We start from the raw sequence: 14,066 nt of genomic DNA, 5'->3' as shown, positions 1-14,066 counted from the left end.
AATTAGTGGAGTTTATGACTATAAACCCACAATTCCTTATGAAAATTGTGTTGTTAGCATCGAGTATGGAAAATAGTTTATACCAGAAGTAATTCTTCACTGTTACAAGACACCCAAAATAGAGTCTGGTGTCTTGTACTCATAGAATTTAGTTTAACTCAATTTTGGAACCAGTTATTTGGATATTCCCTGATGCGTTTAAACTTATGTCACCATTAATATGAGTATATAATCCTGCTTGATTAATCTCAATAATACTACCGTTCGAATGTTCCAGATATATTTGGTCTCCCGATTCATCAATTCCAAAACCAGTACCAGAAGAGTGTTGTATTTGAATTTCCGACACTTTCAGACTTTACTATAACCTCTTTACCCTTAATATTTACCGGCTCACCTCCATACTTATTATTTATAATACAAAAGCCTATGAGCCTGTATGCAGCTCATAGGCTTTTTCTTATTAATACTTATTCATCTTCCTCATCCCAATCTTGTGCTGCTCTTGCACTTGATTCGCGATATTCCTTACTTTGTTGATGAAGAGGTTTAATTCGACGCTCATGCTCGCGCTGCTTCAATAGCTTCTTCATATCTCTTATTGCCTGTAAATCATCAGAGTCATAGTACTCCTCATTGCAACTTGGATTGGAGCATTGCGCACCTAAAATACGTACAGACACAATTCCCTTTAAATTTACTGGAATTTCGAGCGTTTTGTTTGGTACATCATGGCTGCCGCACATAACACATTGTTTGATTGTAAACACTTCCTCACTCCTTCTATTTGTGTTTTCTGTTCGTAATCTCGTAACATACTCTTTCGCCATCAGATGTGCATTCATCCTAGCTTTTTTCCAGATATCAGGTAAGATACGATCAAAATTTTCTTTAACTTTCTTAGATCGCTCGTTCATTTCTTCGGTCATTTTCCCGCTCCTCTTTTCTAAATAAAACTTATCTTCTATTGAGTCTTGATTGAAAAACTTCTTTTCTTTCTTTCAGTAAATCCAATCCTTGACTGCTCCTAAAATAATCCTTAGTTGTTGAACTCCCATATAGCCCTGCAACAACAGCTATATTAAGGTTATTTCTCAATGCACGATCAATAAAAACGAGATGCACATTACCTTCTGATTCTATCTTAGAGTTAATATCTGCAATCCATTTTTTTGCTATAATTTCGCTGTAACATGCATTTACTCTATTGGTATAATCACATACGGACAATCCATGTTTCTCAGCAATATACTTAATTACATCATCCCACTTTTCTCTTGTAACCCCGTGCCTATTGCCATACTCCTTAAACCATATGAATGGATTCATTGCCCCTTTAGATGAATTTATTGAGCGATGGAATGGAATCGTGTTAGCGTAAGTAGTTCCGCCTATTTCGTACTCATGAACGATTGAACCCCAAGATAAAGGGACAAAGTGGTCTAAACCAACATGGTCGTACTTCCCTGTCAATGCACACTCATACTGAAAATGCTTTAAAATCCTCTCCTTTTCACTCTCACGCAATGAATTAGTCACTGTTTTCATCATTTGTTCTCTCTTATCTTTTGCTTTCTTTACCGTAGGATAGTAGCATTTTTTACATTTTCCTTTCCTACCAAACTTTCCTTTTTTATCTTTATAAAAATCGTTCAGCGATTTTATTTCATTACAGTTGTTGCAAGTTTTCAAACTCAAACCCCTTTCTCTATTTACACGTTGGCAAACTTAATCCGCATACAATAACATACATTAATAGAAATTAGAACATAGGCTCGAATGCCGAAATAAGTACTAGAACAACTTGGTTTGTTAGTAGCAAGACAAAAACAAAGAGAGCCGCCAATATTCAACTAAGGCTTCAACAGCTTCTTTATCTGTCATTATGAATATCCTAAATCGTTGCATTGTTTTATGATCTAGACCAGTACAAATAGAAGTCTTGTTAAAGTTAACTGTAAGGTATTGAGCTGTGGAAGCAGAAGTAATGTATAGTGCTTCTCCTTCCAAGGCATGCTGATATTCGTCTTTCTCAATAAGATAATCTAACTTTGGGAACGATTCCTCACTATTTAATAAGATGTGTTTACTGCGTTTACTGTTGTCATTTCAACATTTTCCCTTTGATAACCGATTTGATTTTTGTCTTTAATTCACTGGATATTACATAAGAGTCGTTGTGCAGCCATCTGCTCAAATGCTCCCTTGACACCCCGCATCTACTTGCAATAAAAGTGGTAGGTGTTCCGTACCTTTTCTGATAATCTAAAAATGCATCACGTAATTCCTTGTCATTCATTTAAAACATCTCTCCTTCGTGAGTTAGTGAACCTGTGAAGTAGCAAGCAAAAATAAAACCCTCTGAGTATCTCTCAGAGGGTTGCTCACTACTAGAAGTGATTGAAAGGAAAGTAATTCTATTGTCATGGCAGAACAAGAACATTAATGTAGCAGTCAGACGCTTTCTTATCGTAGAAATTCAATCAAGGGTATCTGACAGTATGTGTACAGCCGTTCATTCAAGAGCATGTCAGTTTATCATCTTTCAATTAATCTCCTTCACCTCATGCCCAAACATAAACATGTTATTTGCTCTATATATAGTTATGTGACTAAGCGTGAAAATCCCACGGTAATGATAAATTATTTTATATTGATGTTCAGGTATTCAGTTTTTGTCATCGACAGTTCCCCATTGTGCTTATGCAATAGTGAATAAAAGTAAAATCCAGAATTAGAGGTACTTCCGCTTCTGTTTTTTTAGATTGACCTGTATGAGAAGTTTATAGATACAATTCACTTCCTATATTCTGCAAGAATCATCGCCAGTTCGGAATACCGAGCATTGCTGCCTTGGAAGTCACGTCCATCTGCACCAAATGCATCCCATCCAAGTTCCCCTACTTCAACAGTCATAATCCCTTCTCTTATATATTTCTTAATGCCATTTTTATCCGTTTCAATAAAAGTGAATTTCTGTCCTTCTAAAAAATCACACATCCGTTTGTGACTGTGATTATTCATATATAATTCCTCCTTTTAGAGTGAAACAATGATTGTACTATAACCATGTAATAATCAAGAGACCACTAGAATAATTTAATTCAAGACCACTTTACTTCTCTATTAGAACCGTTTATACTACACTATATTGTTCATGATAATTGAGTGTCAAAATGGAGAAATCCCTTATAGGACGTGCGGTCGTGGCGGAATTGGCAGACGCGCTAGATTCAGGTTCTAGTGGTGTAACAGCCGTGGAGGTTCGAGTCCTCTCGACCGCATCTACACTCAAATTCAAAACCCTTGATAATCAAGGGTTTTTTCTTTTTTAGTCAACAATTCAGCCAACCCCTTACTTCTATCGAACGTATTTCGTGTGTACGGAAATATTATCTTATAAAGTTCTTCATGTAAAGATACTCTCCTTATTAACAAAACACTACTGCCTAACACTGTGGACGTTTAATACTTTATATTTAGGCATAGTTTATCCCCCTCCCTCATTCACCGATTCTTATTCGAGTCATTACATAAACAATCTTTCAATTTTCCTCAACCATTCCGGCTGATAGCAGCTGCTTGTAGGACCGCCTTGATAACCTTCGTCATTAAAACCTTGTTTTTTAAAATGTTCGATTCTTTTTTAGGCACATCCGTTTCAGATAATACAGAATCATTTATATAAAACAAATCACAGGTGACACATTTCAGATATTCAGTCGTCATCCCGCTCCCGAAGCTTGTTTCAAACCAATTTAATTCATTACGGCAATGAGGACAAAAAATGGTATATTTCCTTTGCAGCAATCGAATGAGGAATCTTATTTAAACCTTTTAAATCTAGTAAGTTTGAGACTCAGGACTGCAAAATTCCCTAACATGAGTACACCATCCTTTTTCATAAAGAGTCGACGTTAGTTTCTAATCTCTTCTGCACTTTAATAGTACCATATATTGGAATATGCATCCTTTAATATAGCGCAGCTAATTAAAAGAAAAAAGCACCCCTTGGAGAGTGCTTTTACAGATCCTAATGCGAACCTGGCAAAATAGCATATACGGCTCGAACAGAAGCATTGACCGTTAACCCACCCGGCTCGATCGGCGTAACCGCGCTGCCGGCGAATGCCGCTGCTTTAAACATCGGGACGGGCCCTCCTGGAAGCGGCAGCTGTTGAACTTCTAGCGGTACATTGGCTGCCATGACACCGAGCGTATTCGCAATCGTCAACGCCCTTTGCGCAGCGTCACGCACAGCCAGCGATAAAGCTTGATGCTCGTAAATATCAGGTCTGGCAGTGGTCAGCCTGATGCTGGATACGTGGTTGGCGCCGCTGCCGACGGCCGTATCCACGACAGTCCCTGTCTGATCGACTTGATCAACCGTCACCTGAATCAGGTTGGTTACTTGATAGCCACGGAATATTTGTTTTCCATCTACAAAATCATACATCGTGTCAATACGGTACTCCTGCGTCTGCAGTTTGTCGCGCGGGATGCCCAGCCTCAGCAACGATCCAATGACTGCTGTCATGATATTGGCATTTTCAGCTTGAATCGGACGCAAATCTGTTCCTTCCGTTACAGCTCCGAGCACAACGATTGCTTGATCGGCAGGCGCTGCTGCCGATCCTTCCCCGATTACCTCAATGGTTGAAGCTTTCCTTGGCCAATGACTATTGCTTCCGTGATTCATCGTGTATTCGTTCATGGCACAACTCCTTATTAGTTTTATCAGCCATAGGCTCATACCGCGCGCACCTGCCGACGGCTCGAATAAAGTATTACAGTCTTACAGGAAGAGGTGAGAGATGACTACGATAACGATTGGAGCAGTCGGAGATTTGCTCATGAAAAATCGGATTATCGACTCCGCTCGAATATCCAAAAATAATCAATATTCGTTCGGTCCGATTTTTGCCGGAGTTGCACGCCATCTAAAAAATAACGATTTATTGATCGGCAATTTGGAGACGACCTTCTCCGGAACGCCTTGGTTCGGCAGCAATCCGAATCGACTCGGCCGATACGAACGGCGCAGCAAACGCACCGGCTATCCGATGTTCAACTGCCCCGACGAGCTTGCATCGACGCTCAAGCATACCGGCTTCGATGTCATGACGACAGCCAATAACCATTGCGCCGACGGAGGCGAATACGGCATCAAGCGCACGTTGAATGTCCTTGACCGACACGGCCTTAAGCATACCGGCACCGCTCGCTCGTTAAACGAGGCTAAACGCTTATTGATTATGCGCGTCAAAGGCATTGATATCGGTATTCTATCCTATACGTACGGAACGAATAGAATGCCTGTTGCAAAATCCTATCAGGTTAACCGGCTTCATTCCAAAAAAATAGCAGCCGACATTAACCGCATCAAAAAAAAATGCGATTTTGTTATCGTCTGTCTCCATTTTGGCCGGGAGTTCCACCTCAAGCAGAACAAAGCGCAGAAGCGACTCGTCGATCTTTGCTTCAGGCACGGCGCTAACGCCATTTTGGGCGCTCACCCACATGTCTTGCAGCCTGTCGTAACAAGAAAGGTGAAGGACAAATATGGTGTAACCAAAACAAGAGTTGCCGCTTATTCGTTAGGCAATTTCCTTTCATCGAAGCTTTTTAATAATATAGAGACCATCCGCGCCATGATCCTGAAGCTGACGATAACGAAAAACAGCAAAGGATCAACTGACATCAAGAGTGTTAGCCGCATCCGTACAGTGACCAAGTATTCAAAACCCGGCGGTAAACCAACCTATAGGCTCGTTCCTGTAACTCGCCGCCGCTAGCTGTCAGCCGTTTGCCAAGCTGCGTTTGCTATTTTGCAAATAAACGATCCGACGGCCAGCATCATATCGAAACAAAGAGCCTTTGACCCAATGGGACAAAGGCTCTTTGCTATTTGCTGCGATAAAAATGATCATCCAGGCTCTATGTAGCATCCTCAAAAGGATTCGCGCGCTCCTCCGCTACCGGCTGGTAGCTGTGGGCGCGGCTGAGTTTTACGACGCGGCGGCTGGGACGCCGTATAACAACCGAGGTATCATCCCAAGCAACGACGATGCCGTGAACATCGTTAGCTTCCATTGCATCCCTTACTACTCTTATCGTTTCACCGCTGACACGGAATTTGTCCAGTTGCTCTTCGCTTACCATGATCAATTCCTCCTGTTTCTGCGTTAAAGCTCCCGTTGTACGGAAAAACCTCAATGGATGCTCGCGCATAACATTGAGGCTGTTTTGAATATATAAGTGATCGTTCGTTTGAAGTTTGAAACTATCTAACGTTCAGCTAACCTGCATGCTCTTTTGCATCATTGGTTTCATACCATTCATCCAAGACTCGCGATGACATCACGCGTTTGCCGATATATTCGCTCTGACGGTCAGTGAACTGATCCCGCCATTCAATAGACAATTCGTCGCACAGCTTTACAATCGTCAGCAGCTCTGACCATGCCACATAACGTTTGTACCAAAAAAATTGCGGATGCTCAATCATATAAGGATACAAATCATCAAATTCCGTATGTTTACAGTCTAGTGCACGCTCAAAATGGATCTTAGCGTCACTTAACTTCGTATACATAAACTCTGCAGACATTTCCCCCATAACTTGTGCCTCCCCTCGATCACTACTATATCATTATAAGCGATATTGCCAAATGGGAAAAGAGTATTTGTACTGGAACATTCTACTCAAATTTTATTTCACCGTTATCTAGAGATGAAATACGAACGAGCGGTTCCACACGAATCCCTTGCTCCCTCAATGTTCTGCCACCGGCTTGGAATGACTTCTCCACGACGACGCCCAGACCAACTAAAGCTGCGCCCGAACGCTGTATAATCTTGATTAGTCCGCGTGCGGCATCGCCATTCGCAATAATGTCGTCAATAAAGAGTACCCTGTCTTCAGCCGTTAGAAACTGTTTGGACACCATAATATCGGTTACCATACCTTTTGTAAAAGAAGGCACGCGTTCGATATAGGCATCAGGATCAGCGATGAGCGTCTTCTTCCGACGTGCGAATACGAGCGGTACTCCCAGCGTATATGCTGTAGCGTATGCCGCCGGAATTCCGGAGGATTCCACCGTAATCACCTTTGTGATATGCTCCTCAGCGAAGCGTCTCGCGAATTCTTGTCCCATTTCCATTGTCAATTCAGGGTCGACCTGGTGGTTGATCAAAGCATCCATCCGCAGCACGTTGCTCGACAATACGGACGATTCTGCTAAAATGCGTTTTTTTAAGCTCTCCATCTTTCATTACCTCCACCAAAATCCTTTTTGATAACGTACCATAGGTCAGGCAAAAAGTGCAACCCTAAGGAAGCCTTCAAACTGAAACCTTAATATTACTTAGTATTTCAAAGGTATAATTTCAAATCCTCGGAAAAAAAGAGCAACTTTTCCCAATTGCTGGCGTCTAATAGTTTAGTAACTTTTCATATCTAAAACCTAAGTCCAGAATGTGTATTTATAAATAAAAGCTCCATTACCGATGAATATTTATATAAGAAAGGAGTCCAATTTATGAACCCCTATCGCAAAGATCCGACAAAAGCTGCCATGGTTGCGGCTGCCTCTGCGCTGGTCATTTTGCTCGCCGGCTGCCAAACCGCATCGCCGAAAGAACCTTCTTATACGGTGGTCACTATGTCTCCTCAACCCGATCGTGACGATACGCCCGACAGCCCTCAGAAAACGTATTCGGAGACGGCGGACAATGAGCTGCAGAAAATAGAGCCGCATTTGAACCGGGCGGATACGTCAAGCGACACAAGCGCCGAAACCTCGACGTTCCGTCAAGAGAATGATACGAAAGCACAAGTAAAAACGCAAAGCGAGGATGCCGAATGGGCCGCTGACAACCCTTCGCTGTATGGCGTTGCCATCGGTGACCATGATTCCGTAGTTTCAAAGCTGCATGGCAAGCCGTTAGACAGCTACAAGCTCGAGGAAGAGACCGAGCCGATTACCGTACTTGAATACGACGGCTTCGCAGTTGGTATCAATGCCTACAAACACGTGCAGTATATTGAGGTCTACGGCAAAGATATTTCAGCGGGATTAAGCGGTCTCCAAATCGGCGATAAAACCGAAGCAGCGCTGCTTGCGCTGGGCAAGCCAGAGAAACAAACAGCCTATTTGCTCACTTTTAAAGCAAAAGACGCGCTGCTCAAGCTTGATTTGGATCCAACCCACAATCTAATCGTATCCATTAAGCTTCTCGCGCTAAACTAATCAGGTTATGACCAATCCAGCAGCCACAAACCAAACAACGCAAGCAGCAAAATAGGAAAGGTTAGCAATAGGCCGTATTTCGTATATTCGCGCCAGCTGACCGTTATGCCTCCCTGCCGCACAAGCTGTATCCATAACAAAGTGGCTAGCGAACCGATCGGTGTCAGCTTTGCTCCTACGGAAGTCCCCAGCAAACTTGCGTACGGCAAATAGTCCGGCCCGTTAACCTGCTCGATTGCCAGTGAAGAAATAAGAACGGCCGGCAAATTGTTAATCGCGGCTGCAAGCAATGAAAACAATAATCCGGAGCCAAAAATGCCGATCAGGTCATTTTTCTCCGCTGCCGGCGCTATGACCTCCGGAAACCACGCGGTTGCTCCCTGTACATGCAAGCTGTATACGATTAAATTCATTGATAAAGCAAATACGATAATGAGCCAAGGCGCTCGCAAAACCGTTTCTTTAAACGGCGCGCGGCCTGCCGCTGCTGAAGCCGCCCACTGAATCGCCGCGCAGCCAAGCGCAATAAACGCTACCGGAACGCCAACCCTCTCCGAGCCTAAATACCCGATCATCATCAATAAAATGTTGAGCCACGATAAATAAAATAACCGTTTATCTGGAATAGCCGAAGATGGTATCGGAAAGAGTTCCGGCGCCAGCGCTCTATTCTCTTCCCGAACGATGGACTGCCAGAAGAAAGCTACCGTTACGGCAAGCGTGGCGACAATGGCAATGATTCCGGGCAAGAGCATGCGCGAGGCGTATTCGCCAAACGAAATACCGAAGAAATCCGCCGTTAAAATATTGGTCAGATTACTCATCATTAACGGGGCGCTCGCGGTATCTGCCATAAAACCTATTCCGAGCAAAAATAGCAATCTTCCGCTGCGGGAAAGCTTTAGCAATGCGGTTACTTCGAGAACAATGGGAACCATAATAAGAATGGTGCCGTCATTATTAAAAAATACGGTAATAAGCGCTGCCATCAGCGACAAGCCTATGAAGAGCAGCAGCTGCCGATGATGGAACCGGTGAACGATATGCAAGGCAGCCCAGCGAAAAAAACCATTGTAATCAAGCAATGAAGTAAATAACATGATACCGATAAGCGAAAACGTCGCGTTCCAGACAAAACCCCATATGTACGCCGCATCCTCCGGTTTTAAAAGCTGCGCAGTAAATAATATAAGCGCTCCTGCCAATGCGATAAAGGCTTCATTTATGCCCTTCGGCTTGATCAAAATGAGGGCTAACGCGGCAGCAAATACAATAATGGCAATGAACATCGCACGAATCGAACTCCTGACTTCAATACTCGAAAATCCTAAAATTTTGAAAAATGTCATGCCTGTCCCCGCATGGACATACCTTCTTAATATAAGAGGTCATCGAACGGAGGACGGTAGACGATGTGGAAACGTACAGGAAAGGTGCTGCAAATTGCTTCGACCTACATGGGCACAATCGTAGGAGCAGGCTTTGCCACCGGTCAAGAAATATTACAGTTCTTTACCCGTTTCGGGTATTGGGGCACAATTACCATTGCATTGTCTACGGTTTTATTCATTTGGCTGGGCACAAAAATGATGCTTATTGCAAGCCAAATTAGGGCAAAATCGTATGAAGACTTAAATAAGGCGTTGTTTGGCGACAAATACGGACGGCTTATCAGCCACTTTATGCTCGTCGTGCTCCTTGGCGTAACGGCCGTTATGCTCGCAGGCGCCGGCACGATTTTTTATGAGCATTGGAACATATCGTATCAGTCAGGCCTGTTAATTACGATTGCCGCCTGTTATTTCTTACTGCGAAAAGGGATGAACGCGATCCTTACCGTTAATGCGATTGTCGTTCCCGTCATGCTTCTTTTCACGGTGCTCATCATGATCGATACCTTCCAAACGCCAGGCGCAGACAAATTCATTACCTTGGTCAGCGACCATTCCATATGGGCAGCGTGGGCCTCTCCGTTCCTCTATACGGCCTTTAACCTCTCCATGTCCCAAGCCGTGCTTGTTCCGCTCGGAGCGGAAATAAACGACCGCAAAGTCATTATCGCCGGATCGTGGGTCGGGGGCATCGGGATCGGCTTCATGCTGCTGGCCGGACACATTGCATTATCCGTACATATGCCGGGAATCCAGCAGTTTGCGATTCCTATGGGCGGCATTGCAAGGCAGCTGGGTCCCAGCGTGCAGTTTATTTATATTTTCATTATTTTCGCGGAGATCTTCACGACGCTCATCGCGGATATATACGGGCTGACCCTTCAGCTCCATGAACGTTTGAAATGGGCGCGCAGCCTGATCGTCCTGCTTATTCTCGCCATCTGTTACGTAGCCAGCCAAATCGGCTTCGGCATGCTGCTCTCCACGCTTTATCCGTTGTTTGGCTTAATCAGCTTCGGCTGGCTCATTTTGATCATCCGCAAGCGTGTATCCGCTGATTAATGAGCGAAACATAACATAGCAGGATCAGACCTGCACCAGCAAAGCGCCTTCGCAATTTTCCAGCATCGCGTCCCGGACATGCTCATGACAGGTCATAACAATCATTTGCCGGTCACGGGACAGCTCGGCAAGCAAGCCCGTTACGGCTTCCAGCCGTCCTCGGTCGAAATTGACGAATACGTCATCCAGCATCATAGGCAGCTTAGCACCTCTTGATGCTTCCTCGGCGAGCGCGAGCCGCATCGCCAGATAAACCTGCTCTGCCGTTCCCCTGCTCAACATACCGCTATCCACAAGCCGCCTCTCCGCGGATTCCAGCCTGATCCCCGGTTCGCCAGGCGTTGTCAGCACGCGAATGTATTTGCCGTGCGTCAGCTTCGCGATAAAATGCGAAGCCTTACGGAGAACGACAGGCTGGCGTTCTTCCTCGTAAATCCGTTTCGTCCGGCTGATCAGCGCCGCGCTGACCGAAAGCACCGCATAACGCTCCGCATCCTTTTCCAAGCCCGCAACCGTCATTTCTCTATCAGAGAGAAGTTTCTGGTGCTCGTCCTCTTTCCGAAGCAAATCCAGCGATTGCCGCAGCCTGCCTCTTTGCTCCAGAAGCTCCCGTTTCTTTTGCTCCAGAGCACTGATTTCCGTTTGCGTTTCGGACAGCTGCGATTGAAGCTCCTCTTCATTGAAAGTCCCGTACATCGTTTCAAGCGCGAAGACTCTCTCCGCGGACATGCCCGCAGTGAGCTCCAGCGTCAGCTTGGTAAGCTCAAGTTCAAGCTCCTGCAGGATGCGGCGATGTTCGAGTGCCAGCTCATAATGCATTTCATTAACGAGTCCGGCTTCCTCAAGCTGCGATTCGATTTGCTTCGCGAGCTCATGCAATTCCGACTCCGCCGCTTGTTTGGCTAAGAGCAGCTCATCGCGGCGCGCGAGAATACCGCGAGCCTCCTGCTTTGCTGCTGCATGGCGCCGTATTTCGGCATGCAGCAGCCGCAAAGCGACAGCAGGGTCCGCTGCCAGCTGAACAGCCGCTTCCTCGAAATGCGAGCATAATGCGGCTGCTTGCTCTGCGAAAGCAGCCAGCTGCTTCTCTGAGGCTGCCTGCTTCGCCGATAGGCGGTCATAATGCTGCAGCCGCTGCAAGGCTTGCTCGGCAAGCTCGAACGCTTCAAGCGCAGCTGTCGGCGACATGCCCGCCGGCAGCGAGCGCGCAGCCAGCCAGCCGGCCCATTCCCGGGCGGCGGCTTGCCTTGCTTGCGCGGCAGCGGCGGCGGCCTCGCTGCGGCCCGCAGCGTGCGCGCGCAGCCGTTCCAGGCGGCGGGCGAGCTCGCTGCTGCTTCCTTCGAGGCGCTCGCTGCTTTGCAGCGCCTCGAGCCGGGCTTCAACCGCGGCGCGCAGCTGCATGCGCGCCTGCTCGGCTGCGAGCAGATGCTCAGGCGAGCTGTAATGCTTAGCGGCAAACAAGGCGGCGGCAGCCTCTTGCGGTTTTTTCACCAGTGCCTCCAGCGATTGATGCACCTGCTTTTCCCGGCTATTTATGGCCAGCTGGCCTGCGTCGTTTGACGTCGGCGAGACTCCGTTCGCCCGTGCTCTCCCCCTGCCGCGCAGAGCTTCGCCCTTCGACTTGGCCGCATGGCGTGCTGCCCCGCGGCTCCGAAGCATCGCCGCCGCGGCAAACACAAGCGCGGCGGCTGCAAGCGCCAGCGCAGCCATCCCCGCTTCGCCGGATGCACCGGCCACCGCGGCAGCCCCAAGCGCCAGCGCGGCTCCGCCCGCTCCTGCCGCCGCAGCCCACAGCAGGCCGGCTCCGCCGAAGCCTGCTGCTGCCGAGCCGCTGCCATCCGCCCCGCTATCGCTCCCGCCTGCAGCAGCTCCGGCAGAGCGCACCCGCTCGAGCTCCCACTCGCGGAGTGCGCCGTCCAGGGCGTTCCACGCCCCCTTCAGCGCATCGCGCGCATGAGGCAGCACTTCGAACCCGGTGCCGACTCCTTCCTGCTCGCGCCGCTGCGCGTCTAGCAGCGCGGCTGACCTTACTTCCTCGTAAGCCATGAACGCTTCCTGTTCCTGCTGCTTCAGCGTCTCCAGCTCAGCTGCGAACCGTTCCTCTGTCCGCGTATAATCAAGCTCCAGCTGCTTTGCATTTCTTACGTAATCGCGGTCGGCTACCGTCACATGAAGCTCCCTGAGCTGCCGCTCCGTCCATTCGGGCGCTATGCTGCTGACGAGTCTCGCAATCATCTCGTCATGCTCGCGAAGTTCTGCCTCTAGCGTGAAGCTGTCCTGCTTCAGCTGGCGCATGCTCTCCGAAGCTTGAAGAAGAGCCTCGGTTTCCTCGCCCATACGGATAAGCTGCTCGTCATAACTGATCGACTCCAGCTGGAGCTCAAGCAGCACTGCCTTCTGCCTGAGCTTCTCGCATTCCTCGCGCCCAGCGGCTCTTCGCCGAAGCAGCTCCTCCCAGCTTTTCTCCGCATGGGCAGGGAGGGAAGCTGCATAGGCGAAGTTTTCCCGTTCAATGAGGAGCTGCTGCTTGCGAATCCACAGCGGCCTCGCCGAAACGGCTTTGTTCAGCAGCAAATGGCCTGCTTCTTTTGCAGGAAGCTCCAGCTCTAGAAGGCGCAGCGCCTCATCCACGCTGGTCGTTTGCTGCGTCAGCGCATTGTACGAGAAGATCGCATCCTGCCGCTTTCGCAGCTCGGCATCCAGCTGCTCGAGCGTTTTGAGCTGCTGATTCATTTGTTGGTTAGCTCCGCGCGGCTTAAATAGCTGCTCCATTTCCTGCAGTATCCGCTTCTCCGCAGCTGCGATCGTTTTACCGTTGTCCCAGCCAGCCTGGTATAAATAACGTCCCAGCTCATCGCCGGACAACGCGCCAACCTCCTGCAGCTCCGTAAGCGAAATGGCGAACAATTGCCGGTACAGCTTCTCGCTCACGCCTCCTAGAAAGGCGCGCTCCCATTCTGTTTGGGAGAGTACCGCGCCTTCCTGCAGCAGCCCATCTGGGTTTGATGCGGCATCCAATCCGCGCAGCTTGACTTTCCCTGCGCCGTCAGCGGCATATCGGTCAACGGTGTAAGTCTCATCCGCCGCATTGCGGAAAACCAATCGGCCTCCGTGCTTGCCTCCGTTTATCGGTTCCTGCCTTTCCTGCGGCTGTCCGCGTTTGGCAAAGCCGAACAGCATCGAGCGTATAAACCCGAACATCGTGCTTTTGCCCGCTTCGTTCGGTCCATATACGATAATGACCGATGCATCAAGCGGGACCTGCCTGCCGTAAAGCTGTCCGAATCCGTCAATTTCAGCCTTCACAAGCTTCATGCTTCACGTCATCTCCTAAAGGTTTTCATAGAAACCGGCATTC

Annotated in this window: 13 protein-coding genes and 1 tRNA gene; 4 read left to right on the top strand and 10 right to left on the bottom strand. The window is 47.6% G+C overall.

The window, feature by feature from the left end; all coding sequences use genetic code 11:
- Positions 1-470: 470 nt before the first annotated feature.
- From ACN6MW_RS26140 to ACN6MW_RS26125, 4 genes are all read right to left on the bottom strand, one after another.
- Positions 471-929, bottom strand: a complete 459-nt coding sequence (locus ACN6MW_RS26140) for a hypothetical protein (protein WP_419872766.1) — start codon at positions 927-929, stop codon at positions 471-473.
- A gap of 28 nt (positions 930-957) precedes the next feature.
- The gene (locus tag ACN6MW_RS26135) at positions 958-1,692 is read right to left on the bottom strand and encodes a hypothetical protein (RefSeq protein ID WP_419872765.1); all 735 of its coding nucleotides are present in this window, start codon (positions 1,690-1,692) and stop codon (positions 958-960) included.
- Between the two features lie 412 nt (positions 1,693-2,104).
- Entirely contained in the window at positions 2,105-2,299 is a 195-nt protein-coding gene (locus tag ACN6MW_RS26130; RefSeq protein ID WP_419872764.1) for a hypothetical protein, read from the bottom strand.
- 497 nt (positions 2,300-2,796) lie between these two features.
- Positions 2,797-3,024, bottom strand: a complete 228-nt coding sequence (locus ACN6MW_RS26125; RefSeq protein WP_419872763.1) for a hypothetical protein — start codon at positions 3,022-3,024, stop codon at positions 2,797-2,799.
- A gap of 176 nt (positions 3,025-3,200) precedes the next feature.
- Between ACN6MW_RS26125 and ACN6MW_RS26120 the strand changes: the two genes are divergently transcribed.
- Positions 3,201-3,284, top strand: a tRNA-Leu gene (locus ACN6MW_RS26120).
- Positions 3,285-4,033: 749 nt separating this feature from the next.
- Here ACN6MW_RS26120 and ACN6MW_RS26115 read toward each other — a convergent pair.
- The gene (locus ACN6MW_RS26115) at positions 4,034-4,714 is read right to left on the bottom strand and encodes an SIMPL domain-containing protein (RefSeq protein WP_419872762.1); all 681 of its coding nucleotides are present in this window, start codon (positions 4,712-4,714) and stop codon (positions 4,034-4,036) included.
- A gap of 100 nt (positions 4,715-4,814) precedes the next feature.
- Between ACN6MW_RS26115 and ACN6MW_RS26110 the strand changes: the two genes are divergently transcribed.
- A complete protein-coding gene (locus tag ACN6MW_RS26110) occupies positions 4,815-5,795 on the top strand; it encodes a CapA family protein (RefSeq protein ID WP_419872761.1) in 981 nt (326 codons plus the stop codon).
- Positions 5,796-5,937: 142 nt separating this feature from the next.
- Here the strand turns inward: ACN6MW_RS26110 and ACN6MW_RS26105 are convergent, their stop codons facing one another.
- From ACN6MW_RS26105 to ACN6MW_RS26095, 3 genes are all read right to left on the bottom strand, one after another.
- Positions 5,938-6,162: a hypothetical protein gene (locus tag ACN6MW_RS26105; protein ID WP_364141380.1), complete on the bottom strand. Its 225-nt coding sequence runs from the start codon at positions 6,160-6,162 to the stop codon at positions 5,938-5,940.
- 136 nt (positions 6,163-6,298) lie between these two features.
- Positions 6,299-6,619, bottom strand: a complete 321-nt coding sequence (locus tag ACN6MW_RS26100; protein WP_419872760.1) for a hypothetical protein — start codon at positions 6,617-6,619, stop codon at positions 6,299-6,301.
- An 82-nt stretch (positions 6,620-6,701) separates the two neighbouring features.
- Positions 6,702-7,271 (bottom strand): xanthine phosphoribosyltransferase, encoded by a 570-nt coding sequence (locus ACN6MW_RS26095; protein WP_419872759.1) that lies wholly within the window; start codon positions 7,269-7,271, stop codon positions 6,702-6,704.
- Positions 7,272-7,544: 273 nt separating this feature from the next.
- Here ACN6MW_RS26095 and ACN6MW_RS26090 point away from each other — a divergent pair, with 273 nt between their 5' ends.
- A complete protein-coding gene (locus tag ACN6MW_RS26090) occupies positions 7,545-8,255 on the top strand; it encodes a hypothetical protein (RefSeq protein ID WP_419872758.1) in 711 nt (236 codons plus the stop codon).
- 5 nt (positions 8,256-8,260) lie between these two features.
- On the opposite strand, the gene ACN6MW_RS26085 is transcribed toward ACN6MW_RS26090, so the two are convergent.
- The gene (locus ACN6MW_RS26085) at positions 8,261-9,544 is read right to left on the bottom strand and encodes an ArsB/NhaD family transporter (protein WP_419872757.1); all 1,284 of its coding nucleotides are present in this window, start codon (positions 9,542-9,544) and stop codon (positions 8,261-8,263) included.
- A gap of 123 nt (positions 9,545-9,667) precedes the next feature.
- Here ACN6MW_RS26085 and ACN6MW_RS26080 point away from each other — a divergent pair, with 123 nt between their 5' ends.
- Complete coding sequence (locus ACN6MW_RS26080) at positions 9,668-10,708, top strand: hypothetical protein (RefSeq protein WP_419872756.1); 1,041 nt, start codon at positions 9,668-9,670, stop codon at positions 10,706-10,708.
- A gap of 24 nt (positions 10,709-10,732) precedes the next feature.
- Here the strand turns inward: ACN6MW_RS26080 and ACN6MW_RS26075 are convergent, their stop codons facing one another.
- Positions 10,733-14,023, bottom strand: coding sequence for an AAA family ATPase (locus ACN6MW_RS26075; RefSeq protein ID WP_419872755.1), 3,291 nt, complete (start codon positions 14,021-14,023; stop codon positions 10,733-10,735).
- Between the last annotated feature and the right edge of the window lie 43 nt (positions 14,024-14,066).

The organism is Pristimantibacillus sp. PTI5, assembly GCF_048572955.1.
GTDB lineage: Bacteria > Bacillota > Bacilli > Paenibacillales > Paenibacillaceae > Pristimantibacillus.
This window is presented reverse-complemented; position numbering and strand designations above follow the sequence as displayed.

Excerpts from the sequence above, each read along its gene's own strand:
- ACN6MW_RS26140 (WP_419872766.1), bottom strand. The coding sequence starts at position 929 with ATGACCGAAGAAATGAACGAGCGATCTAAGAAAGTTAAAGAAAATTTT.
- ACN6MW_RS26090 (WP_419872758.1), top strand. The coding sequence starts at position 7,545 with ATGAACCCCTATCGCAAAGATCCGACAAAAGCTGCCATGGTTGCGGCT.
- ACN6MW_RS26110 (WP_419872761.1), top strand. The coding sequence starts at position 4,815 with ATGACTACGATAACGATTGGAGCAGTCGGAGATTTGCTCATGAAAAAT.
- ACN6MW_RS26095 (WP_419872759.1), bottom strand. The coding sequence starts at position 7,271 with ATGGAGAGCTTAAAAAAACGCATTTTAGCAGAATCGTCCGTATTGTCG.
- ACN6MW_RS26100 (WP_419872760.1), bottom strand. The coding sequence starts at position 6,619 with ATGGGGGAAATGTCTGCAGAGTTTATGTATACGAAGTTAAGTGACGCT.
- ACN6MW_RS26130 (WP_419872764.1), bottom strand. The coding sequence starts at position 2,299 with ATGAATGACAAGGAATTACGTGATGCATTTTTAGATTATCAGAAAAGG.
- ACN6MW_RS26085 (WP_419872757.1), bottom strand. The coding sequence starts at position 9,544 with ATGTTCATTGCCATTATTGTATTTGCTGCCGCGTTAGCCCTCATTTTG.
- ACN6MW_RS26125 (WP_419872763.1), bottom strand. The coding sequence starts at position 3,024 with ATGAATAATCACAGTCACAAACGGATGTGTGATTTTTTAGAAGGACAG.
- ACN6MW_RS26105 (WP_364141380.1), bottom strand. The coding sequence starts at position 6,162 with ATGGTAAGCGAAGAGCAACTGGACAAATTCCGTGTCAGCGGTGAAACG.
- ACN6MW_RS26075 (WP_419872755.1), bottom strand. The coding sequence starts at position 14,023 with ATGAAGCTTGTGAAGGCTGAAATTGACGGATTCGGACAGCTTTACGGC.
- ACN6MW_RS26115 (WP_419872762.1), bottom strand. The coding sequence starts at position 4,714 with ATGAACGAATACACGATGAATCACGGAAGCAATAGTCATTGGCCAAGG.
- ACN6MW_RS26080 (WP_419872756.1), top strand. The coding sequence starts at position 9,668 with ATGTGGAAACGTACAGGAAAGGTGCTGCAAATTGCTTCGACCTACATG.